This window comes from Acidovorax sp. 69, assembly GCF_002797445.1.
Classification (GTDB): domain Bacteria; phylum Pseudomonadota; class Gammaproteobacteria; order Burkholderiales; family Burkholderiaceae_C; genus Acidovorax.
Genome location: NZ_PGEP01000001.1, coordinates 963,375 through 984,877 on the forward strand (window position 1 = coordinate 963,375; position 21,503 = coordinate 984,877).

Here is a 21,503-nt window from a genome sequence, read left to right on the forward strand (position 1 = left end):
AGGATGGTTTTCTTAGACGCGGTTGAGGTCGAAACCGGCTTTTTGTCCGGTGCCGTAGACCTTGAGCGCTCCCTTGTCGCCCACGGCGTTGGGGCGGTTGAAGATCCAGTTCTGCCAGGCGGTCAGGCGGCCAAAGATGCGGGTGTTCATGTTCTCCTTGCTGGCAAAGCGCAGGTTGGCTTCCAGGCCGGTCAGCGAATCGGGCGACATGGCCGCGCGTTCCTCGATGGCGATGCGGATCTCATCGTCCCAGTCGATATCGTCTGGGGCCGCTGTGATCAGGCCAAGCGCCAAGGCCGCGTCGGCATCCAGTGGCTTGCCGGCGGCTGATCGGGCAGCCTCCATGGGAGCAGCTTCTTCATAGAAGCGCCGTTGCAGGCGGCTCTGGTCGTTCACCATCGGCAGCAGGCCGAAGTTGAACTCGTTGAGCGTGAGGCGAGGGGCGCGCTCGGCATCGTCCGGCAAAGCGAGCATGTAGGTGCGGTCGGCGGCGAAAGCGAGTTCGGCCAGCGACCCCGCGAACGCAGAGCCTGTTTCTACCAGCGCAAACAAGCTGCGCGAAGACACGTCGAGCCGTGCCAACGTGCGGCGCAGTGCGCCAATGGTTTCGCGGGCCAGCCAGTGGTCCTGGTGCGCGACCAGCGTGGCGTCACTGGCCAGCACGGCCTGTGCATCGCCTTCGGTCTTCAGCAGCCAGGTGCCGATGTCCAGTTCATTGGTGCGCAGGTTCAGGATGGCGTCATCCAGCTCACGGGCCATTGCCAGGGGCCACCACGCCGCGCCAGCGGCTTCGATGGCGGCGATGTCGGAGGGCTGCGGCCCGGTGGGCGCCTTGATGCACAACGTGGCGGTGCGCCGCGTGCGGTTGATATCGACAGTGACATGGGCATAGCGCAGGCCGTCGGCATGGTCTTCGCGCTCTACCCGGGGCAGGGCCACGCCTTTGGCGTTGTCCGGGCGCGGGCTGGCCTGTGCCAGCAGGTCGGCGCGCTCCTGCACGGTGGCTGCAAATTGCGCGGGTTTGGCAATCTTGTCCACCAGGCGCCAGTCCACGGCCCGCTGGCCGCGCACGCCCTCCACGCTGGTGCAGAAGATGTCGGCCAGGTCGTGGCGGACGTGGCGTTTGTCCGTGACGCGTGTGAGCCCGCCGGTGCCAGGAAGTACGCCGAGCAGTGGCACCTCAGGCAGAGACACGGCAGACGACCTGTCATCGACCAGGATGATTTCGTCGCAGGCCAGCGCCAGTTCGTAGCCACCGCCCGCACAGGCGCCGTTGACTGCGGCAATGAACTTGAGGCCCGAGTGTTTCGATGAGTCCTCGATGCCGTTGCGCGTCTCGTTGGTGAACTTGCAGAAGTTCACCTTCCAGGAGTGACTGGAGACACCCAGCATGAAAATATTGGCGCCTGAGCAGAAGATGCGGTCCTTGGCGCTGGTGACGATGACCGAGCGCACCTGCGGATGTTCGAAGCGGATGCGGTTGAGCGCATCGTGCAGCTCAATGTCCACGCCCAGGTCATAGCTGTTGAGCTTGAGCTTGTAGCCGGGGCGAATGCCACCGTCCTCCGCAATGTCGAGCGACAGGCGCGCCACGGCGCCGTCCACGGCCAGCGTCCAGTGGCGGTATTGCGTGGGGTCGGTGCGGTAGTCAACGCGGGATGAGGGCTGCGTGGGGCGGGTCATGGTGTCTCCGTGGAAATGATGTTATGCAAAATAATGCATGTTTAATCCGTTGATGTGCATCATGATGCATGTTTGTCGGCAAGTCAATGCATGTTTTTGCTATTCCCTGTGTGGTGAGGGGCAGGGGCGCTGAGGGACGCCATCGCCCACTTCTGGGAGATGCGCTTGCTGGGTGGGGCCGCAGTCCCCGGCGCGGCGCGCACCTCAACCCGGTGGGGGTGGGGTGTGTGGGTGCCTGGTCTTGTTCGCGGGAGGCGTGGGGCCCGGCTGTCCTGCGGCCTGCCGCCGTCGGCAAGCGCGCGAGCGTTGCGTGGTCAGGCTGCCCGGGCCGTGAGCTTGCGAACGCCTGTGTGCAGTGCCGCGAGGCTCTGCTCGGGTGTCTGTCCCGAGGTATCGACCGTGATGTCGGCCTTGGAGTAGAACGCGGCGCGTCCGTCCAGAATGCGCTTGAGGTCGTCCATGGCTTCCTTGCTGGCGGCCATGGGGCGCATGTCCCCTTGCGCCACTACGCGGCCCATGTGCTCCTCGGGCGCCGCGCGCAGCCAGACGGTGGTGCAGTGCGCCAGCAGTTCGTTGAAGGTGGCGGGGTCAGAAACGATGCCGCCGGGGGTGGCAATGACGACTTCGCTGTGGATCTGGATCGTTTCTTCCAGGGCCCGGCGCTCATAGCGGCGGTAGGCGGTGGTGCCGTAGAGGTCGTGGATCTCGCGCACGCTGCAGCCCGCCAGGGTTTCGATCTCACGGCTCAGCTCGATGAAGGGCACATCGAGTGCGCGGGCCAGCAGGGCGCCCAGGGTGGACTTGCCCGCACCCCGCAGGCCCACCAGGGCGATGCGCCCGTGTCGTGCTGTGTCGTTGCCGCCGCCGCTCAGCAACTCATGCAGAGACTGGCGCGCGCGGCGCAGCTCGGGCTCGCTGCGGTGCTCCAGCAGCTCGCGGATCAGCAGCCACTCGGGCGAGCGGGTCGTGAAATCGCCGACCAGTTCGGCCAGCGAGCAGTGCAGTGCGCTCGCCACCTGCTGCAAGACCAGGATGGAGGCGTTGCCGGTGCCGTACTCCAGATTGGCCAGGTGCCGCTCTGACACATCGGCCGCCACGGCGACCGCCTTGCGGGTCAGCCCGCGCTGCGCACGCAGGTTGCGCACCCGTTCGCCCAGCGCCACAAGCACGGGGTTTTTGGGCTCCTCGGCCAATGCAACAGCGCCGTCCGCAGTGCTCGCTGGCAAGTACATCCTTGCTTCTTCCTGTTCGTTCATACCCATCCTCGTGCCCAGATTGTCGCCTTGGTGTCCTGTCAGGGAAAACACCAAATATGCACTATAGTGCTTGACGTTGCGCTATTCACCAATTATTGTTCATCAAACGCAAAATACTGCATGTTTACGGGCAGTGCAAGGACATGGATCAAACGCATGACCCGCTGCCCGTGACGCCTTCCATTCGAGATGCCTATGTCCACCAAAGCTGTATTTCACCAGACCCTGGCGGAACTGACGGGCCAGATCGCAGGACGCTCGCTGAACCCGGCGCTGTCGGACTGGCTCAATCAAACCCACGGCCCTGCAACCAATGTGTACCAGCAGCTCAAAAACGCCTGCGTGGAGGGCGTGCGTGAAGGCTGGTTGTGCGAGCGCGAGGGCGGTGGTATCCGCTATGGCCGCGTGTTCAAGCCCGAAGATGCATTGCACCGGTTCTCGGTGGATGTGGTGGACATGCAGAACCTGGCAGGCCCCCACCACAGCCATCCCAACGGCGAGATCGATCTGATCATGCCGCTGGAAGGTGACGCGACGTTTGACAACCACCCCGCTGGCTGGTGTGTCTACCCGCCCGGCAGTGCGCACCATCCCACGGTGGCGCAGGGGCGCGCCCTGGTGCTTTACCTCCTGCCGGAAGGGCAGATCCAGTTCACCCGGTAGGTCCTCCCAGGTTTCTCCACTCTTTTCTTCTTCTCCTCTTCTTCTTGAAAGATATGCATGACTGAACTGCTCCCCAATTTTGCGGCGGGCCGCTGGCAACACGGAGTAGGGCTGGGCACAGAGCTGCTGGACCCGGTGCTGGGTACGGCGCTGGTGCGGGTGGACGCCGGGGGGCTGGATGTGGCCGAGGCGTTTGCCTTTTCCCGCGAGCAGGGAGGCGCGGCATTGCGCGCTGCCACCTACCGCGAGCGTGCAGCCATGCTGGCGGCGGTCGTGAAGGTGCTGCAGACACACAGGGACAGCTACTACGACATAGCCACCGCCAACGCGGGCACCGTGAAGAACGATTCCGCCGTGGACATTGATGGGGGAATTTTCACGCTGGGCCAGTACGCGCGCTGGGGTGATGCGCTGGGTGACGTCCGCGCGCTGCGCGACGGCGATGCCGTGAAGCTGGGCAAGGAGCCCATATTCCAGTCGCAGCACCTGCAGGTGCCCCGGCATGGGGTGGCGCTGTTTATCAATGCCTTCAACTTTCCGGCGTGGGGGTTGTGGGAAAAGGCTGCCCCGGCCCTGCTGTCGGGCATGCCCGTCATTGTCAAACCGGCCACGGCCACGGCGTGGCTGACTCAACGCATGGTCAAGGATGTGGTGGACGCTGGTGTGTTGCCCGCAGGGGCGTTGTCGGTCATCGCGGGGAGTTCTGCGGGTCTCATGGACGCGCTGCAAGCTTTTGATGTGGTGTCCTTCACGGGCTCTGCAGAAACGGCGGGCATCATCCGCTCGCACCCTGCCGTGACTCACCGTTCTGTGCGCTGCAGCATTGAGGCTGACAGCCTCAACAGCGCCATGCTGCTGCCGGGTGAGGGCCCCGGAAGCGAGGCTTTCCATCTGCTGGTGCGCGAAGTGGTGCGCGAGATGACGGTGAAATCAGGCCAGAAATGCACCGCGATCCGCCGCATCCTGGTGCCCGCCGAGGTGTACGACGCAGCGGCCGAAGCCATCGGTGCGAAGCTCGCTGGCATCACCGTGGGCAACCCGCGCAACGAGGGAGTGCGCATGGGCTCGCTCGTGAGCCGTGCCCAGTTGGCAACTGTCCACGAGGGCTTGGCCCGGCTGCAGGAGCAGGTCACCGTGCTGCACGATGGCCGCAAACAGCCGCTGCTGGATGCCGACCCCGCCGTAGCGGCCTGCATCGGCCCGGTGCTGCTGGGCGCTCGGGATGCCGATCGGGCCTCGATGGTGCACGACTTGGAGATTTTTGGCCCTGTGGCCTCGTTGTTGCCCTATCGCAATTTGGAGCACGCACTGGCGCTGGCCCAGCGCGGGCAGGGGTCGCTGGTGACCTCGCTCTACGGCACGGATGACGCAGTGCTGGCCCAGGCTACCGTGGCGCTGGCCGCCAGCCATGGCCGCGTGCATGTGGTGACACCCGAGGTGGCTGCGGCACACACGGGCCACGGCAATGTCATGCCCATGTCCCTGCATGGCGGACCAGGACGGGCAGGCGGCGGGGCCGAGCTGGGTGGGCTGCGCGCGCTCGACTTCTACCACCAGCGCAGTGCCGTGCAGGCCAGCCCTGCTGTGTTGGCTGCACTTGGGCTGTAGCCCGGCGCTGATTCCGTCGTCGGAGTCGGTGCGAGACAGCCCCCCAAGAACCAAGGAGACAAATCCCATGACAAGCTTGCCAGACAATTTCAATTTTGCGGCGCATCTTTTTGAGCTGAATCGCGCGCGCAGCAGCCGCACAGCCTACATCGATGACCGCGGTTCGCTCAGCTACGGCGAACTGGAGGACCGTGCGCGGCGCCTGGCCGCCGTGTTGGTCAATGCCGGTGTGCGGCGCGAGGAGCGTGTGCTGCTGTTGATGCTCGACACCAGCGACTGGCCCGTGGCCTTTCTGGGCTGTTTGTATGCGGGCGTCCTGCCCGTGGCGGTCAACACCTTGCTGAAGGCGGAGGAATACGCCTACATGCTGTCTCATTGCGGCGCACGGGCCGCACTGGTGTCAGGGGCCTTGCTGCCGGTGTTGCACGACGCCCTGGGGCGCCAGCCTCACGCGGTCGGGCTGCTGGTCGTGTCCCAGCCACAGGGGCCGTTGCCGGAGGGCGCTGTGGACATGCAGTCCGCGATCACGGCCACAGCGCCACTGGCAGCACCTGTCCCCACCGGCCCGGATGGGCCGGGCTTTTGGCTTTATTCATCGGGCTCCACGGGCAAGCCCAAGGGCACGGTCCACACCCACGGCAGCCTGTGGTGGACGGCAGAGCTGTATGGCAAGCCGGTGCTGGGTTTGACAGACAAGGATGTGTGCTTTTCGGCGGCCAAACTTTACTTTGCCTATGGCCTGGGCAATAGCCTCACGTTCCCGTTGTCGGTGGGGGCCACTGTGGTGCTCATGGCCGAGCGCCCCACACCTGACGCCACGTTTGCGCGATGGACCCAGCATCAGCCCACGGTGTTTTTCGGTGCGCCCACTGGTTTTGCCGGCATGCTCGCGTCGCCGCAATTGCCGCCACGCCACGCGGTGTCGCTGCGCATGTGCTCGTCGGCCGGAGAGGCCCTGCCCGCCGAGATTGCGCAGCGTTTCCAGGCCCATTTCGGTGCGGACATCATCGACGGCATTGGATCCACCGAGATGCTGCACATTTTCCTGTCCAACCGCCCGGGGGATGTGCGCTACGGCACCACGGGCAAGCCCGTGCCGGGCTACGCAATTTCGTTGCGTGGCGAAGATGGGCGCGAAGTACCCGATGGCGAGATTGGCGATCTCTATATCCAGGGCCCCAGTGCCGCGCTGATGTACTGGAACAACCGAGAAAAAACGCGCGAGACTTTCCAGGGGGTATGGACCAAAAGTGGCGACAAGTACGTGCGCGACGCTGATGGCTATTACACCTACGCAGGGCGCAGCGACGACATGCTCAAGGTCAGCGGCATTTATGTCTCGCCATTCGAGGTGGAGGCCACGCTGATGCAGCATACCTCCGTGCTGGAGGCGGCGGTGATCGGCGCGCAGGATGCCGACGGCCTGACCAAGACCAAGGCGTTTGTTGTGCTCAAGGAGGGCCAGGTGGCCACGGCGGATGATCTCAAGGCTTTTGTGAAGGAGCGCCTGGCGCCCTACAAGTACCCGCGCCTCATTGAGTTTGTGCCTGAACTGCCCAAGACCGCCACCGGCAAGATACAGCGCTTCCGGTTGCGGGAGCGGGCGGCGCAGTCATGAGCAGCGGGGGCGGTGCCACCGCATTCGCCACCGTCGCCTGGCGGGACCGGACGGTACAGATCGAATACCAGTGGATTGCGCCAGAGCGCAGCGCAGCGCCCCTGGTCGTATTTCTGCACGAAGGCCTGGGCTCCGTGGCCATGTGGAAGGATTTTCCGCATCGGCTGTGCGAGGCAGGGGGATTCCGGGGGCTGGTGTTTTCCCGGCCCGCCTATGGCCGATCTACCCCGCGACCCGCAGAGGAGGCGTGGGGTGTGGACTTCATGCACCAGCAGGCGCATGAAGTGGTGCCCGCCTTTCTGGATGCGGTGGGTGTGAAGGGGGCTCCCTGGCTCTTCGGGCACAGTGATGGTGCGTCCATAGCGCTGCTGCTTGCAGCGCGCTTCCCACACACGGCGTGTGGCCTGGTGCTGTTGGCCCCCCACATTTTTGTGGAAGACGTGACGGTGGAGAACATTGAGCGCGCGAAGCTCGCCTACCTGAACACCGACCTTGCTCAAAAGCTGGGGCGCTACCACGACGACCCCGATTCAGCCTTCTGGGGCTGGAACCGTATCTGGCTCGATCCCGCGTTCTGTGCGTGGAACATCGAGACCGAGATCGCCGCCATTCGTGTGCCCGTGCTGGCGATCCAGGGGGTCGATGACGAATACGGAACGCTTGCGCAGATACGCGGAATTGCGCAGCAGGTACCGGGCACCCGGTTGCTGGAGTTGCCCGATTGCGCGCATTCGCCGCACCGCGACCAGCCCGACGCTGTGATCTCAGCCACTGTGGCGTTCCTCAACGCTTCCCGCGCACAGACGCAGACGGCCTGATCCGCCAAGCTACTCGACCCGGTGGCGCAAGCCTTCGAGGTGGGTGACCGTGATACCGCCGTACTCGATCTCCAGCAGGCCTGCCGCCTCCAGGCGCTTCAGCGCCGCATTGCAACGCTGGCGTGAGACGCCCGAGAGGTTGGCGATTTCCTCCTGGGATACCTGCAGATGCGGGTCGCTGCCGGGGTGCAGCCAGGGGTGAAACAGGCCTGCCAGTGCCCGCGCTACCTGGCTATCGGTATCGAGCAGGTGGTGGGCCGTGAAATTGCCCAGAAACCAGTGCATGCGTTCATTGATCTGGCGCAGCAGGAAGTGGTCAAAACTGCGCTGTGTGGCATGCAGCCACTCAAAGGTTTCCATCGGCATCAGTGCCACGCGGCTGGGGCGCAGGGCAATGATGTCCGCCGTGCGTGGGGTACCGCGCAGCAAGGTACCTTCGCCAAACCAGCTGCCAGCTGAGAGCCCGCCGAGCGTGACCGACCGGCCGTCATCAGACGTCACGGTCCACTTGAGCAAACCTTCAATGGCGCCGAACCAATGCACAGGCGTATCGCCGCGGCGGCACAAGGCGCTTCCCGGGGGCAGATCGACTTCCCGAAGATCGTCCAGAACGCGATGCTGGGCCGTGTGGTCCAGCACGGGAAACCAGGCCGACGTTGCCAGCAGATCGGTGACGGTGGGGGGAGTCAATTTGACCAACATGGTGGGGGATTCTCCGGCGTTCTGCGCTGTTTCAGAGGTCGACCCGCGTATACCCTGAGTCCAAATGTCATCGCGATGACTGAGTGTGTAGAGGCTTAAAAAAATAATGGCCTGCATTACCATTTTCAGTCAGGCGCCCTGATGACCCAACGCAAAGTCATAGTAACCATTGCACCCACGGGGGGCATGGCCCACAAGTCTCAGAACCCGCACCTGCCTACCCAGCCCGGCGAGATTGCCGATGATGTGCAGCGCTGCTGGAATGCCGGGGCCAGTGTGGTCGCCATCCATGCCCGCCGCCCCGATGACGGGGCCACCTGCAATGTAGACATCTACCGCGACATCAACACGCGCATCCGCGCCAAGGGTTGCGACATCGTGCTCAACAACTCCACTGGCGGCGGGGTGCACGGCGACATGGTCAAGCCCTTGCCGGGCGGGCGCTGGGAGATCGACTGGGGAGAGCGTATCAAGGGCATGGATGCGGGTGCCGAGATGTGCACGCTGGATGCCACCACCCTGAACCTGAGCTTCGACGGTCGCGAGATCCTCATGGACACGCCGCTGAGCAAGGGCCGCGAGCTGGCGGCGGGCATGAAAGCACGCGGCATCAAGCCCGAGTGGGAAGTGTTCAGCCCCACACACATCCTGCAGGACACCACAACGCTGATCGAGGAGGGCCATGACGAGGGCCCGCACTTCATCAATCTGGTGTTGAACGTGCACCGCGCATTCCAGAACGCCATGCCCTATTCGCCGCGCCACCTGCAGATGATGGTGGACACCCTGCCCAAGAACAGCCTGTTTTGCGTGAGTGGCATCGGCCCCTCGCAGCTGGAGGCCAACGTGGCCGCCCTGTTGCTGGGTGGCCATGCGCGCGTGGGGCTGGAGGACAACCTGTATTTCCGCCAGGGCGAACTGGCCACCAATGTGCAACTGACCGAACGCATCGTGCGCATCATTCGTGAGCTGGACATGGAGCCGGCCACGCCCGCAGAAGCGCGGGCGCTCATGGGGCTGCCGCGCGCTGGCAGTGCCCGGCCCGCGTTCGCTCTGGATTGAATCGCCCGCACCTTTTCCCACAACACAGGCAGGAGACAAATGATGATGCACACACGCCGCCAATTCCTGAACCAGCTCGGCAGCGCTGCGGCGCTGGGGGCTTTGTCCCCGCTGGCAGCGAGGGCTCAGACGCTGGAACAGATCAAAATTCTCTATGGATTTCCTGCGGGAAGCGCGGGTGACAGCGTGGCGCGCAGGGTGGGCGAGAAGCTGGCGGGCTCGCCCTATACCCGCAACCCGGCCGTGGTGGAAAACAAGCCGGGCGCGGGCGGCCGCATTGCGCTGGAGTCGCTCAAGGGCGCACCCACGGATGGCAGTGTGCTCACGCTGTCACCGTTCTCATGCACCTCCATCTATCCCCATATCTACAGCAAACTGAGCTACGACCCTGGCAAGGACTTCGTGCCCGTGTCCATCGGCGCTGTCATGCACCACGGACTGGCCGTGGGGCCGCTGGTGCCAGTGTCGGTCAAGACGGTCAAGGACTTTCTGGCGTGGGCCAAGGCCAACCCGGTGCAGGCCAACTATGGTTCGCCCGCCGCAGGCTCTACGCCGCACTTCATCGGCGCGTTGCTGGGGCTCAACAACGGTGTGGATCTCAAGCATGTTCCTTACCGCGGCTCCATTCCCGGGGTGACCGATGTGGTGGGCGGGCAGATCGCCTCGATGGTGACTCCCAGCGGAGACTTCATTCCCAACCACAAGGCGGGCAAGCTGCGCTTGCTTGCCACTTCGGGCAACGCGCGGTCACCGTTCTCACCTGAAGTCCCCACTTTTTCCGAGCAAGGTTTTCCAGAACTCACGACCGAGGAATGGTTTGGCTTTTATGCGCCCGCCCGCACACCAGCCAGCACCGTGACCGCCGCCAATGCAGCCATCAACGCGGCCATCAAGGAGAAGGCGGTCATCGACAGCCTGGCCGTGGTCGGGCTGATCGCCAAGGGGTCGACCCCCGCCGAAATGCAGGTGTCCCAGCAGGCAGAGTTCGAGCGTTGGGGCCCTCTCTTCAAGAAAATCGGCTTCACTGCCGAGTCCTGAAGGGCAACGCATGGCATCGACTGTGAAGCGTGTGGCGGTGGTGGCCACGGGGGTCATCGGCGCGAGCTGGGCGGCCTATTTTTTGGCGCAGGGCCTTGATGTAGAGGCTACCGACCCCTCTGCGGGTGCAGAAGACAGATTGCGCCAGGCGGTTGCAGCGCACTGGGAACCCTTGTCGCGGCAAGGCCTTGCTGCAGGGGCCAGTCTGGAGCGCCTGTGGTTTCATGCGCGACTGGAGGACGCACTGGCGCAGGCCGACTTCGTGCAGGAAAGTGGTCCCGAGCGTCTGGACTTCAAGGTAGACCTGTTTCGCCGTATGGATGCGGCCGCGCCCGCACATGCCATCCTGGCCTCCAGTTCATCGGGGCTCGCTGTCTCGGATATGCAGGCACAGTGCGCACGGCCGGAACGTGTGGTGCTTGGCCACCCCTTCAATCCGCCGCACATGATTCCGCTGGTGGAGGTGGGGGGTGGACGGCACACCGCACCCGAGGCGATAGCGCGTGCGATGGCGTTCTACACCCACATTGGCAAGCGCCCCATCCATGTCAAGCGCGAGATCAAGGGGCACATTGCCAACCGCCTGCAGGCCGCACTGTGGCGCGAGGCGTTTCACCTGGTGAACGAGGGCGTTGCCTCTGTCACGGACATTGACACCGCCATCGCGCAGGGCCCTGGGTTGCGGTGGGCATTGATGGGCCCGTTCATGAACCTGCACCTGTCGGGCGGTGATGGCGGCATCGCGCATGTGCTCGCCCACCTGGGCAGCCCGATCGAGGATTGGTGGTGCGATCTGGGGGCGCCGTCCATGAGCGATGCCCTCAAAAGCCAGGTGGCCGAGGGTGTGGCGCAAGAGCTTGGCGCGCGGCAGACCCACGATCTGGCTTGCGCACGTGACGCGTTGTTGATCGATCTGTTGCGTGCCAAGCAATCGTCGGGTGTGCTGGACTGACGCGCACTGACCTGGTGCTCCATGGGGTCTGGTGACGTGGGCCCTGCGAACAACAAGCCAAAGAGACAACACCATGCATCCTGTATTCCTTGATGACGAAACCCAAATGGCGCCACCGCGCGCGGTACGCACGTTCTTCGATGATGGCTCGTTCACTCTGCGCTCGCCTGTCGACCTGCAGCCCTACGCGCGCTGCGTTGGCGAATGGCTGGAGCGCTGGGCGCTGGAGACCCCCAATGCGCTGGCGCTGGCCGAGCGTGATGGAGGCGGTGAGCGCTGGTGTGGCGTGACGTACGCGCAATTGCGCCGCGCTGTAGGCGCGGTCGCACAGTCGCTGATCGACCTGAAGCTGCCTGCAGGTCGGCCCATCGCCATCCTGTCTGAGAACGCGGTGGACCACGCCGTGCTCATGCTCGCGGCCATGCATGTCGGCATCACGCCGTGTTCGCTGTCGAGTGCGTATGCGCGCTCCCGCGACCTCAGCCGTCTGCACGACATGCTGGCGGTGTTGGATCCCTGTCTGGTCTACGCTTCCGATGCCCAGACCTATTTGCCAGCCCTGGCCTGCTTCGACGGGGATGCCGTGAAGGTCTTCAGCCACAACGCCGACCTCTGTCCGGGCGCCTTGGCGTTTGAGCAGTTGCAAAGTGCCCAGGAAACACCTGCAGTGCGCAAGGCGTTCGAGACCCTGATGCCCGACGGCCATGCCAAGTACCTGCTGACCTCTGGCTCCACTGGGCGGCCCAAAGTGGTCATCAACACGCATCGGATGCTGTGCGCCAACCAGCAGATGATGGCCCAGACATGGCGCTTTCTTGGCCAGGAAAAGCCGGTGCTGGTGGACTGGCTGCCCTGGAGTCATACCTTCGGCGGCAACCATAACCTCAACATGGTGCTGTGCCATGGGGGCACGCTCTACATTGATGAGGGGCGACCCATGCCAGGGCTCATTGAGAAGACAGTGCGCAATTTGCGCGACGTCCAGCCCACGATGCTCTTCAACGTGCCCCGGGGTTTTGACATGCTGCTTCCGTTTCTGGAGGCCGACGACGCACTGGCGGTGGAAGTCCTTGCGCGCATGCGTTTGGCCTTCTATGCGGCGGCGGCGCTGGCTCCGTCCACCTGGCAGCGGCTGGAGGCGCTGGCCCACCGGGTGCGCCCTTCCCGCCCTCTGTGGCTGACAACATCGTGGGGATCGACCGAGACAGCCCCCGCGATCACCACCGCGCACTGGCGCCTGGAGGGCGCAGGCTGCATTGGGGCGCCGCTGCCTGGGCTGGAACTCAAACTTGTGCCCAACGGCAGCAAGCTGGAGATGCGGGTGAAAGGAGTGTCGGTATTTGCGGGTTACCGCAACGCACCGCGCGAGACAGCGGCGGCTTTTGACCACGAAGGCTTCTATTGCATCGGCGACGCGGGGTATCTGGTTGACGCCGACCGGCCGGAGCGGGGTGTGGTGTTCAACGGGCGCGTGGCCGAGGACTTTAAATTGTCGAGCGGCAGCTGGGTGTCTGTGGGCACGCTGCGGGTGGAGCTGGTGTCGAAGCTGGCCCCGCTGGTGCAGGACATCGTTCTCACTGGCCACGACCGCGATGAAGTCGGTATGCTCGTTTTCCCGTCTGCCACCGGGGCGGCGGACACCCCCAGATTGCAGGCCGCTTTGCGTACCCTCATGCAAGTGAGGCGCAGCGCGGGTGCGGGGTCATCACAATGCCCTGTACGGGCTATGGTGATGGTTTCTCCGCCGGATGCAGATGCGGGCGAAATCACCGACAAGGGTTACATCAACCAGAGGGCGGTGTTGTCGCGTCGTGCCGTGGAGGTTGAAGCGCTGTACTCCAGCCCAGCAGGGCCGGGCGTACTTGTGGCGTAAGCCGGCCGGCCCAAGGGGCTGTGAGGCCCCTCTGGTGCATCAGGCTGTGGCGTCCTTGAGCTTCTTCAGGGCGCGGGTCTTGATCTTGACCGATGCTGGCTTGGCAGGGAACCAGCGCTCTGCACCCGTGAACGGGTCTTTTCCGAAGCGCTTCTTCTTGGCGGGCACTTGCTGCAGACCAATCTTCAGCACGCCGGGCAGCGTGAATTCGCCGGAGCCCTTCTTGTGTACGGAGCCCAGAATGGCAGCTTCCAGTGCTGCCAACACGGCCTTGGCGGCCTTGGGTTCCACGCCCGACTGCTCAGCCAGGTGGGCGATCAGCGTGGTCTTGTTGAACACCGTCTTGATCGGCTTGAGCACTGCAACGGCGGCTACAGGCTTGGCTGCGGGCGCCACAGCCTTTTTAGCGGCGGGCGCTGCCTTCTTGGCGGGGGCCGCCTTTTTTGCAGCAGGAGCGGCTTTTTTGGCTACAGGTGCAGCGGCTTTGGTGACGACCTTCTTTGCAGGAGCAGTGGTTTTTTTTGCAGTTGCCATGATGTTTCTTCGTTGGTTTGAGTTGCGATGGACCCTCCCGATTTCTTCCGAGGGCCTGCGCGATTTTAGGTGCGAGAACGCTCAGACCGATAGAGCCCATGACCAGCCGATGTCTGAGGCTTCTGCCAGCGCTGTGTTTGCAGGCTCCAGAAGGGGTGATTGCGCAGTCCTGAGCACTGGGAAAGACCTGTACCCGGAGCGGATTCAAGTGGGCACAATGCTGATGCCCGGCTGCCTGTGGGCCTTGCTGCGATTGCTACGGGTCACTGGGCGCGTGGCGGCCGCTGGGTTTTTATTTCCCGTGTTGTTCCCGTAAAGCGCTTGTTCATGCAACTCAGTCGAATGCTTCATCTGCTGGGCGCCCTCGTCCTTGTTGCGACGATTGCGTTGGTCGGACGCATGGCGACAACGGAATGGCGGTCTGTCCACCAGGCCTCTGAAAGTCTTCGGCTGTTGGATCAGTTGCGGCTGGGGTTGCTGGCGGTGGAGATGGTCTCGCGGGAACGTGGGCCGACCAATGGCGCGCTGGGGGATGCCTTGCCCTTGGAAGCGCACCGCGCTCAGGCACTGCAAGAGGCGCGTGCGCGCACCGACCAGGCGTTTGATGCGCTGCTGCAGGCGGTGGCTTTTGTACCTCGCCCTGCCGTGGGCAGCGCTGGCCTCGCGCAGAGCGTGCAGGTCGCCCGCCAGGCATTGGTAAAAGCCCGCAGTGGCGTTGACGAGGCGCTGGCAATGCCCCAAAGCCAGCGCTCTGCGACCACGATTCGCGAGGCTGTTTATGGCATGGTGGCCGTGGTGCCTCTGCTGGCCCCGGTGACCAATGCCCTTGCCAGTACAGCGCAGCACGCCTATCCCGTGCTGAGCGACGATGTTCAGGGTGCACGCCTGGCTGTGGACTTGCGCGAGTATGCCGGGCTGCTGGGCTCTCACTTCACGGCGGCGCTGGTCAAAGGCGAACCGTTTTCTCCCGCAGAACGCCGGGCTATCGATGAAACACGTGGGCGTATTGCGCAGTTGCGGGCCTTGGTGGAACTGCGGCTGCCACTTCCTGGCAAATCAGCCGCTGCAGTACATGCGTGGGGCCGCGTGGAGGCCCGCTATTTTGGTGTGACGCAAGCGTTGCTGGACACAGTGCTGGCCCAGGGAGACGGCGATGGGCACTATGGTTTGTCTGCTGCGGGGTTTGCGGCGCTGTATGTGCCGGAAATGAACCCCATCCTGGAGCTGCGCGATGCACTGCTGGTGCAGGCCCATGAACAAGCTTCTCAGGAGTACCAGCGTGCCCTGCGGGTGCTGATCTGGGCGCTGGCCGGATCGGGCGTGCTTCTGGTGGTGCTGGGTGGCGCGTTGTATGTCATTCAGTACCGGGTGCTGCAACCCCTGGCAAAGACCACGCGGGCCCTCAGTGCTCTGGCAAACGACAATTTGCAGGCGCCTTTGCCCGAGCTGATGGCCGACGACGAAATGGCCGCAGTCATTGGCGCTGTGCGTTCGTTGCAAGGCCAGACGATGCGGCGTCAGGAGCTGGAGCGTGAGCGGGATCGGCTCATAGAGCAGTTGAAGGAGCAGTCCGAAACCGACTACCTCACGGGGCTGCCCAATCGCCGCTCTTTCATTGCAAAAGCGCGCAGTGTTTTGGCACAGGCCATGCGTTACGACGTCGATGTGGCTTTGGTGGTGCTGGATATCGACTGGTTTAAGCAGCTCAACGACACGCTGGGCCATGCGGCCGGCGACAAGGCCTTGCTGTCGGTGGCCGATGTCCTGCGCGCTCAGTTGCGCGAAGGGGATCTGGTCGCGCGTTTTGGTGGCGAAGAGTTTGTAGTCTTGCTCCGTCACTGTGATCGTGAGCAGGGCCTGCAATTTGCGGAGCGGCTGCGCGAGATGATTGCGGGTGCGCAGGTGCTGGGCACTGCAGATCCCGCCGTGGCGGTGACCGCAAGTCTTGGCATTGCAGACTCAGGGCGCTTGGGATGGGGGCTGGACGCGTTGTTGTCAGCGGCAGACGCAGCGATGTATCAGGCCAAGAATGCGGGGCGCAATCGTGCTGTCGCCTCATCCAGCGCTTGAGTGCTGCACTGGCGCTGTTGTCGCGCGCCATTCCCTGGCAGTTCCGTGTCAAGCCTGCAACGGCTGCGAAAGCCCCAGCACGGCAACGATGTGGCAGCCTGTGCCCGCTGCCACGAACCCATGCCATATGGCATGTGCATAACGCACGGCCGTATCCAGCACAAAAAACACCACCCCGACGGTGTAGGCCACACCCCCGATCACCAGCCATGCGGTGCTTACCGCAGGCAATTGCGCCATGAGTGGCAGTGCCGCCAGCAAAACGAGCCAGCCCATCGTCACGTACAAGGCCGTTGAAAGCAGGGGCGGCATGTGAAGCGCCCGCACCTTCACGGCAAACCCCGCCGCAGCTGCCAGCCACACCAGGGTCAGCTGAACACTGCGGGTGGAATCCCCTGGCGAAAGAAGGGCAAACGGGGTGTAGCTGCCTGCAATGAAAAGATAGATGGCCGCGTTGTCCAGCCGCAATAGCCACTGCTTGGATCGTCCTTCAGGCATGGCGTGATAGAGGGTGGACGCGCCGTACAGCAGGGTCATCGTGGTCACGAAGATCCACAGCCCTGTGTGTGCGCTGGCATTGGCAGGCGTGGCCGATGCCAGTAGTCTGGGAGCGGCCAGGAAAGCCCCGAGCAGGGTGGCACCGTGCAGCACGCTGTTGGCGATTTCCTCGGCCATGTCCTGCTGTCGTTGCTGCATCAGGCGCCCCCGCAGACCAGAGTGACGAGCAGCATGTTTGCGCTCAGTGATGAGCCGGTGTCTGCTGGCGCTCGCGACGCAGGTGGTAGCGCGACCGCTGTAGCGCCAGGAATTCCACAAGGCCCCAGGCCAGCGCACAAGCCAGTGTTCCGCACAACGCGGCCCAGCGGTAGGGCTCAGTCTTGCGCCGGGGCTGCTGCATCGTCATAGGCCCATTCGTGTGTGCGTGGCAGGTCGAAGCTCAGCCAGCCGTTTTCATCGAACAGCTCATCCAGCAGCCGCTGCAATCCGAGCAATTTCCAGAGCATGGTGCGCCTCTTTCAAAGGGTGGTGACTGCGGCCAAGGTAGCGTGGTTGTGTGACGGTTTCGCGTCGACTGGCTGAAACCAGACATGCGTGCAGCAGGGCCCCCACGCTGGCCCGCCAGCGCTATCCTCAGCGCTGATCTCCTGCCCCGATGGGCCCCGAAACATCTTCCTCAGAACATGCTGCCCGAACTCCTGGCTCTGGAAAAAATCATGGAGCTGGGCGCGCCCCATCTTCAGGTTCAGGTGATTCGGCAAGTGCCTCTGGCGTCCGGCGAGTGCTTGCCGATCTATGCCATCGGCGTGGGCAATCCGGCGCTGGATGTGCCGGCCGTGGGCTTCTTTGGCGGCGTGCACGGGCTGGAGCGCATCGGGGCCGAGGTGGTCATTGCCTACCTGCAGAACGTGGTCATGCGCCTGCAATGGGACACCACGCTGCACCAGCAGTTGGAGCGTGTGCGTTTGGTCTTCATGCCCATCGTCAACCCAGGGGGCATGTGGTCTGCCACGCGGGCCAATCCGCGCGGTGTGGACCTGATGCGCAACGCGCCGGTGGATGCCGTGGATCGCGTACCGCTGTGGGTTGGCGGGCAGCGCGTGAGTGCGGGACTGCCCTGGTACCGGGGGCGCCTCGGAGAACCGATGGAGGTGGAAAGCCAGGCGCTGTGCGAGGTTGTCACGCAGCAGTTGCTGGCGCGGCCTTTCAGCATGGCACTGGACTGCCACTCGGGTTTTGGGGTGAAAGACCGGCTGTGGTTTCCGTTTGCGCACACACGCCGGCCGATTGCGCACCTGGCAGAACTGCATGCGCTGCAAGAGATCTTCTTGCAAGCCCACAGCAATCACCAGTACGTCATTGAGCCCCAGAGCGCGCAGTACCTGGCCCATGGTGACCTGTGGGACTACCTGTACCTGCAGGCATGCCGTGACGTGCCCGCGCACACCTTCTTGCCCCTCACGCTGGAGATGGGGTCGTGGCTATGGATCAAAAAGAACCCCCGCCAGCTGTTCTCGCGCAACGGCATCTTCAACCCCCTCATCGATCATCGCCAGCAGCGTGTTTTGCGGCGGCATCTGTCGCTGCTTGATTTTTTGTCGCGTGCGGCCTGCAGCCACGCCCGCTGGGCGCCCGCGCCTGAGCAGCGCGCACAGCGCCGCACCGATGCGCTGGCAATCTGGTATTGAGGGGAGGCCACACCATGCGCCAATGGATTTTGCTGCGGGGGCTGACCCGTGAGTCGGCCCATTGGGGTGGGCTGGTGGCCGACCTGCAGCGGGCGCTGCCGGGCGATTCCGTGCTGGCGCTCGACCTGCCGGGCAATGGCCAATGGCACCGGATGCCGTCGCCCACCTCGGTGCAGGGCATGGTGCAGGCCTGCCGGGCTGATCTGGCTGCGCGTGGATTGGTGCCGCCGTTTCACCTGCTGGCCATGTCTCTGGGGGCCATGGTGGCGGTGGAGTGGGCACGTGTGGCCCCTGAGGAGATCGTGGAAGGTGTGCTGGTGAACACCAGCTTGCGCCCCTTCAGCCCGTTTTATCACCGGCTGCGTCCGCGCAACTACGGGCCCTTGCTGCGCCGGGTGTTGCCGGCCCGGTCGGCGCTCGTGGTGGAGCAGCAGGTGTTGGCCATGACCAGCAATCGCGCCAAGGAGCATGCCCCGGTGCTGGCGGCCTGGCTGGCGGTGCGCAGGCAGCGGCCGGTATCGGTGGTCAACGCGCTGCGCCAGCTGGTGGCCGCTGCGTGCTACCGGGCCCCGGCCATTGCACCCCAGCCCCCTTTGCTGCTGCTGGCCAGCCGGGATGACCAATTGGTGGCGAGCGCATGTTCGCACACGATTGCTGCCGCGTGGAACCTGCCCTTGGTGATGCACCCATTTGCGGGCCACGATCTGTCGCTGGACGACCCCGCCTGGCTGGTGGAGCAGGTTCGGCAGTGGGCGCAGCGCCACGACTGAAGTGACCACAGGCCGTGGCAGGCCCGGCGCTATGGTTGCTTGAACACCACCGCTTCCAGCGCCATGGCGCGGATCGCTTCTGCCGCACTGTCGGCCTGCGCGCGCGTGTCGTAGGGGCCCACGCGGACACGGATGCGTCGCCCCTTGGCGTTGTTCAGCTCCTGGCGGAAGGCGGGCAGGCCTTCGTTGAGCAGGCGCGCCTGCGTCTTGCGTGCGTTGGCTTCTTCGGCGAACAGGCCCACGTTGATGTAGTAGCCCGGGGCAGTGCCCACCGTGGGCAGCGCGGTATCGGCGGTGGAAGCTGCTGCCGCCGGTGCCTTGGGCTTGGGGGGGGCTGCCGCCCGGCTGGCTGCATCGCGGCGCGCAGGGAGGGGCTTGGTGGTGCTGGCTGCAGGTGCTGGCGCGGGGGGCGATGCCGCAGAGGTCGCGGGCTTGGGCGGCGTTGCCGTGGCGGCCTTGGTGGACGCTGTGGCTGTTGCGGACGGCGTGGGGGATGGGGGCTCGGCCGATTTTTTGGCAGCTGCGGCAGCAGGCGCTGGCGGGACAGGGGCAGGTGCCGAAGGCGCAGATGGAACGGGCGCTGGCGCCACAGGTGCCGGTGTGGCTGCTGTGGCCGTCTCGGACGTGGCAGGCGGTGGAGCAGGCGTGGGCGCTGCTTCTGTCACTGGAGCGGGCAAGGCCCCTACGGGCTTGGTGGCCGATGCCGCGTTGGCCGCTGCCGTGGCCTGCGCCACTGTGACGGCGGGCTCCAGCGCCAGGGGCTTCACATCCGAGGGCGACAGGGCCAGGTAGGCGATCAGCGCGGCGATGCCCAGCACCCCATTGGCCACCACCAGCACTTGCAGCCGCTTGCGCGAGCTGGCTTGCTTTTCGAGCAGCGCACAGGCCTCGGGCACCGTGCGCGACGCCGCCAGCGCGCGCGCAATGCGTTTGCGGATGTCGGCGTACAGGATGGCGTTGCCATACAGCCCCGGCACGGCAAAGGCCAGTACCGCAAAAGCGCCCAGCACACCCAGCTCCACGCCCACAGGCCAGTGCAGTAAAGAGCGGCCCACCCCGAATACGATCAGCGCCAGCCCCTCGGCTGCCGCCACATAGACCAGCGCGGCGCCCCACAACTGGCGAAACAACATCCAATTCAGGGTGCAAAGGCAGGCGGCCCAGTTCCAGGTGGTGGTTGTGCGGCCGGTGTCGTCAAAGCGCTCGAATACCTTCAGGTAGTAGTCCGCATTCACCGGCCCCAGCGCCAGGCGCGACATGGCCGCCATGGCGTTGTCGGATGGCGAATCGAGCGACATGGCTGGGATGATGGAGGCGACAGGATCCGTGTGGTCGAGCATGGCTGGATTCTGTCATGCACCGACCGGTGTGCCACCTGCTTTGCAGCAAGGCGCTGCGCCGGGGCAACGGGTGTGCGCAGCAGCGTGGAGCCTCACGCCCAAGCCTTCTGGCAGGCCTCTACGCGGGAGCGCGGCGGATTTTGGGTCAAAGAGGCAGGAGGTGCAGGCGGAATATGCGCCAATAGCTACTAAATATGTAGCATTTTTATGCGCCACGCACCAAAGCCATGATCTGGCCAGCATCCAGCGTGGCCGCCTTTTGCTGGATCTGCGGCAGGTATTGCGTCTGCAACTGCTTGGCGGGCGTGAGCAGTCCCTGAAAGGTCTCGCGCAACATCGCCGTGCTCATGATCCGGCCGCCAGCGTAGTAGCGCTTGGCCACTTGCCCTAGTGCATAGGTGGTGGCAAACGAAAATGCCATGCCTGTGGCAGCGCCCCCCATTCCACCGATCGTGCGGCCCGCCACCTTGCCCAGCAGGCCCCCAGCAGCTTGCGGCCAAACTGCTCCAGGTACTGAGATGTCAGGCCCACACCCGCTGCCGCGATGAACTCCTTGATGTGCCCCTGGTCCAGCTCCACCCCGTGCGTTTTTCCAATGGCATAGACCATCTTCACTTGCATGGGAATGATGGCCATCGATGCCCAGGACTGCGGCAACAGCTCCAGCGCACCGTTGAGCAGGGAATAGTTGAGGATGGACTTGTCCAGCTCGGCATCCGAAGCACTGGAGGTGGCAGTGGCTGTTGTTGCGGCCGCAGCAACGGGAGCGGCCAGGGGCACAGCTTTCTCGGCCACCTCGACCAGCGCGTCCGCCGCTTGGTCAAACGCCGCCGTTTGAGGGGCGCTCAGTTGAAGGGCCGCCTTGAGGCTGATGAGGAACTCTCGCTCTGCCGCAGTCTGGCGGCCGTCCACGTCGCACACACACACGGCCATTTCGTATGCCAGCTGGCGGTGCAGGGGTTCGCTCAAGCCTTGCACGGCGGCCGATACGCTGGTGCGCTGGAGCAGCACATCCTGATAAAGGCGGGGCAGGTCGGCCATGCCCGCATCGCCCGCCAGTGACTGGGCAATGCGGCGGATCTCCTCGCGTTCGGCGTCGTCTTTGTTGCCGTCCGCAAAGGCGGCGAGAAGCGCGATGGTGAGGAGGGATTGTTGCTGGTCGAGGGTCATGGCGTATGCCCGCAAGGGCGTTGAATAAAAACGGTGGGGCGCACGCGCGGGTGTTGTTGGCCCATACAGCGGCGCGAGAGATCCTCTGCACGAATCACCGCGCGGTGTACATCTGCGGTCTCGGGCTGTCGGCGGCGTCGCAAATGCTCGCAATAGCTAC

19 protein-coding genes and 1 pseudogene are annotated in these 21,503 nt (G+C 64.4%); 11 read left to right on the forward strand and 9 right to left on the reverse strand.

Annotation, left to right across the window (positions count from 1 at the left end; all coding sequences use genetic code 11):
• Positions 1 to 12: 12 nt before the first annotated feature.
• Both boxC and CLU85_RS04495 read right to left on the reverse strand, forming a co-directional pair.
• Positions 13 to 1,683, reverse strand: coding sequence for a 2,3-epoxybenzoyl-CoA dihydrolase (boxC, locus tag CLU85_RS04490; protein WP_100409234.1), 1,671 nt, complete (start codon positions 1,681 to 1,683; stop codon positions 13 to 15).
• A 314-nt stretch (positions 1,684 to 1,997) separates the two neighbouring features.
• Positions 1,998 to 2,939 (reverse strand): helix-turn-helix transcriptional regulator, encoded by a 942-nt coding sequence (locus CLU85_RS04495; RefSeq protein WP_100409235.1) that lies wholly within the window; start codon positions 2,937 to 2,939, stop codon positions 1,998 to 2,000.
• Positions 2,940 to 3,134: 195 nt separating this feature from the next.
• On the opposite strand from CLU85_RS04495, the gene CLU85_RS04500 reads away from it, so the two are divergent.
• From CLU85_RS04500 to CLU85_RS04515, 4 genes are all read left to right on the forward strand, one after another.
• Entirely contained in the window at positions 3,135 to 3,602 is a 468-nt protein-coding gene (locus CLU85_RS04500) for a DUF4863 family protein (protein ID WP_100409236.1), read from the forward strand.
• 57 nt (positions 3,603 to 3,659) lie between these two features.
• The gene (locus CLU85_RS04505) at positions 3,660 to 5,210 is read left to right on the forward strand and encodes a 3,4-dehydroadipyl-CoA semialdehyde dehydrogenase (RefSeq protein ID WP_100409237.1); all 1,551 of its coding nucleotides are present in this window, start codon (positions 3,660 to 3,662) and stop codon (positions 5,208 to 5,210) included.
• Positions 5,211 to 5,277: 67 nt separating this feature from the next.
• The gene (locus tag CLU85_RS04510) at positions 5,278 to 6,828 is read left to right on the forward strand and encodes a benzoate-CoA ligase family protein (RefSeq protein WP_100409238.1); all 1,551 of its coding nucleotides are present in this window, start codon (positions 5,278 to 5,280) and stop codon (positions 6,826 to 6,828) included.
• Positions 6,825 to 7,646: an alpha/beta fold hydrolase gene (locus CLU85_RS04515; RefSeq protein ID WP_100409239.1), complete on the forward strand. Its 822-nt coding sequence runs from the start codon at positions 6,825 to 6,827 to the stop codon at positions 7,644 to 7,646. The genes CLU85_RS04510 and CLU85_RS04515 overlap by 4 nt, the downstream gene beginning before the upstream one ends.
• Positions 7,647 to 7,655: 9 nt before the next feature.
• Here the strand turns inward: CLU85_RS04515 and CLU85_RS04520 are convergent, their stop codons facing one another.
• A complete protein-coding gene (locus tag CLU85_RS04520) occupies positions 7,656 to 8,348 on the reverse strand; it encodes a Crp/Fnr family transcriptional regulator (protein ID WP_100409240.1) in 693 nt (230 codons plus the stop codon).
• Between the two features lie 141 nt (positions 8,349 to 8,489).
• Between CLU85_RS04520 and CLU85_RS04525 the strand changes: the two genes are divergently transcribed.
• From CLU85_RS04525 to CLU85_RS04540, 4 genes are all read left to right on the forward strand, one after another.
• Positions 8,490 to 9,410 carry a 3-keto-5-aminohexanoate cleavage protein gene (locus CLU85_RS04525; protein ID WP_100409241.1) on the forward strand — a complete coding sequence of 307 codons (921 nt, stop codon included), beginning with the start codon at positions 8,490 to 8,492 and terminating at the stop codon, positions 9,408 to 9,410.
• Positions 9,411 to 9,455: 45 nt separating this feature from the next.
• Positions 9,456 to 10,448 (forward strand): Bug family tripartite tricarboxylate transporter substrate binding protein, encoded by a 993-nt coding sequence (locus tag CLU85_RS04530; RefSeq protein ID WP_100412373.1) that lies wholly within the window; start codon positions 9,456 to 9,458, stop codon positions 10,446 to 10,448.
• Positions 10,449 to 10,458: 10 nt separating this feature from the next.
• Positions 10,459 to 11,400, forward strand: a complete 942-nt coding sequence (locus CLU85_RS04535; protein WP_100409242.1) for a 3-hydroxyacyl-CoA dehydrogenase NAD-binding domain-containing protein — start codon at positions 10,459 to 10,461, stop codon at positions 11,398 to 11,400.
• A 73-nt stretch (positions 11,401 to 11,473) separates the two neighbouring features.
• On the forward strand, positions 11,474 to 13,273 hold the full coding sequence (locus CLU85_RS04540; protein WP_100409243.1) for a feruloyl-CoA synthase: 1,800 nt from the start codon (positions 11,474 to 11,476) through the stop codon (positions 13,271 to 13,273).
• Between the two features lie 39 nt (positions 13,274 to 13,312).
• On the opposite strand, the gene CLU85_RS04545 is transcribed toward CLU85_RS04540, so the two are convergent.
• Positions 13,313 to 13,807, reverse strand: coding sequence for an HU family DNA-binding protein (locus tag CLU85_RS04545; protein ID WP_100409244.1), 495 nt, complete (start codon positions 13,805 to 13,807; stop codon positions 13,313 to 13,315).
• Positions 13,808 to 14,134: 327 nt separating this feature from the next.
• Between CLU85_RS04545 and CLU85_RS04555 the strand changes: the two genes are divergently transcribed.
• The gene (locus CLU85_RS04555; protein WP_100409246.1) at positions 14,135 to 15,877 is read left to right on the forward strand and encodes a diguanylate cyclase; all 1,743 of its coding nucleotides are present in this window, start codon (positions 14,135 to 14,137) and stop codon (positions 15,875 to 15,877) included.
• 48 nt (positions 15,878 to 15,925) lie between these two features.
• Here CLU85_RS04555 and CLU85_RS04560 read toward each other — a convergent pair whose 3' ends face one another.
• From CLU85_RS04560 to CLU85_RS23510, 3 genes are read right to left on the reverse strand one after another with little or no spacing between them, the layout of a single operon-like run.
• Complete coding sequence (locus tag CLU85_RS04560) at positions 15,926 to 16,573, reverse strand: hemolysin III family protein (protein WP_100409247.1); 648 nt, start codon at positions 16,571 to 16,573, stop codon at positions 15,926 to 15,928.
• 43 nt (positions 16,574 to 16,616) lie between these two features.
• A complete protein-coding gene (locus tag CLU85_RS23090; RefSeq protein WP_198509133.1) occupies positions 16,617 to 16,781 on the reverse strand; it encodes a hypothetical protein in 165 nt (54 codons plus the stop codon).
• A complete protein-coding gene (locus CLU85_RS23510; protein WP_255409630.1) occupies positions 16,750 to 16,881 on the reverse strand; it encodes a hypothetical protein in 132 nt (43 codons plus the stop codon). The genes CLU85_RS23090 and CLU85_RS23510 overlap by 32 nt, the downstream gene beginning before the upstream one ends.
• A gap of 177 nt (positions 16,882 to 17,058) precedes the next feature.
• Here CLU85_RS23510 and CLU85_RS04565 point away from each other — a divergent pair, with 177 nt between their 5' ends.
• Complete coding sequence (locus CLU85_RS04565) at positions 17,059 to 18,063, forward strand: M14 family zinc carboxypeptidase (RefSeq protein WP_100409248.1); 1,005 nt, start codon at positions 17,059 to 17,061, stop codon at positions 18,061 to 18,063.
• A gap of 14 nt (positions 18,064 to 18,077) precedes the next feature.
• Positions 18,078 to 18,833: an alpha/beta fold hydrolase gene (locus CLU85_RS04570; protein WP_100409249.1), complete on the forward strand. Its 756-nt coding sequence runs from the start codon at positions 18,078 to 18,080 to the stop codon at positions 18,831 to 18,833.
• A gap of 29 nt (positions 18,834 to 18,862) precedes the next feature.
• Here the strand turns inward: CLU85_RS04570 and CLU85_RS04575 are convergent, their stop codons facing one another.
• Both CLU85_RS04575 and CLU85_RS04580 read right to left on the reverse strand, forming a co-directional pair.
• Entirely contained in the window at positions 18,863 to 20,173 is a 1,311-nt protein-coding gene (locus tag CLU85_RS04575; protein ID WP_100409250.1) for an SPOR domain-containing protein, read from the reverse strand.
• Positions 20,174 to 20,378: 205 nt separating this feature from the next.
• Positions 20,379 to 21,343 (reverse strand): annotated as a pseudogene (locus tag CLU85_RS04580) (YcjF family protein).
• Positions 21,344 to 21,503: the final 160 nt, after the last annotated feature.

Bases quoted from the DNA above. Each gene is read 5' to 3' on its own strand.
- CLU85_RS04520 (WP_100409240.1), bottom strand. From the start codon at position 8,348: ATGTTGGTCAAATTGACTCCCCCCACCGTCACCGATCTGCTGGCAACG.
- CLU85_RS04540 (WP_100409243.1), top strand. From the start codon at position 11,474: ATGCATCCTGTATTCCTTGATGACGAAACCCAAATGGCGCCACCGCGC.
- CLU85_RS04560 (WP_100409247.1), bottom strand. From the start codon at position 16,573: ATGCAGCAACGACAGCAGGACATGGCCGAGGAAATCGCCAACAGCGTG.
- CLU85_RS23510 (WP_255409630.1), bottom strand. From the start codon at position 16,881: ATGCTCTGGAAATTGCTCGGATTGCAGCGGCTGCTGGATGAGCTGTTC.
- CLU85_RS04505 (WP_100409237.1), top strand. From the start codon at position 3,660: ATGACTGAACTGCTCCCCAATTTTGCGGCGGGCCGCTGGCAACACGGA.
- boxC (WP_100409234.1), bottom strand. From the start codon at position 1,683: ATGACCCGCCCCACGCAGCCCTCATCCCGCGTTGACTACCGCACCGAC.
- CLU85_RS04575 (WP_100409250.1), bottom strand. From the start codon at position 20,173: ATGCTCGACCACACGGATCCTGTCGCCTCCATCATCCCAGCCATGTCG.
- CLU85_RS04500 (WP_100409236.1), top strand. From the start codon at position 3,135: ATGTCCACCAAAGCTGTATTTCACCAGACCCTGGCGGAACTGACGGGC.
- CLU85_RS23090 (WP_198509133.1), bottom strand. From the start codon at position 16,781: ATGACGATGCAGCAGCCCCGGCGCAAGACTGAGCCCTACCGCTGGGCC.
- CLU85_RS04570 (WP_100409249.1), top strand. From the start codon at position 18,078: ATGCGCCAATGGATTTTGCTGCGGGGGCTGACCCGTGAGTCGGCCCAT.
- CLU85_RS04530 (WP_100412373.1), top strand. From the start codon at position 9,456: ATGCACACACGCCGCCAATTCCTGAACCAGCTCGGCAGCGCTGCGGCG.
- CLU85_RS04510 (WP_100409238.1), top strand. From the start codon at position 5,278: ATGACAAGCTTGCCAGACAATTTCAATTTTGCGGCGCATCTTTTTGAG.
- CLU85_RS04515 (WP_100409239.1), top strand. From the start codon at position 6,825: ATGAGCAGCGGGGGCGGTGCCACCGCATTCGCCACCGTCGCCTGGCGG.
- CLU85_RS04525 (WP_100409241.1), top strand. From the start codon at position 8,490: ATGACCCAACGCAAAGTCATAGTAACCATTGCACCCACGGGGGGCATG.
- CLU85_RS04545 (WP_100409244.1), bottom strand. From the start codon at position 13,807: ATGGCAACTGCAAAAAAAACCACTGCTCCTGCAAAGAAGGTCGTCACC.
- CLU85_RS04495 (WP_100409235.1), bottom strand. From the start codon at position 2,939: ATGAACGAACAGGAAGAAGCAAGGATGTACTTGCCAGCGAGCACTGCG.
- CLU85_RS04555 (WP_100409246.1), top strand. From the start codon at position 14,135: ATGCAACTCAGTCGAATGCTTCATCTGCTGGGCGCCCTCGTCCTTGTT.
- CLU85_RS04535 (WP_100409242.1), top strand. From the start codon at position 10,459: ATGGCATCGACTGTGAAGCGTGTGGCGGTGGTGGCCACGGGGGTCATC.
- CLU85_RS04565 (WP_100409248.1), top strand. From the start codon at position 17,059: ATGCTGCCCGAACTCCTGGCTCTGGAAAAAATCATGGAGCTGGGCGCG.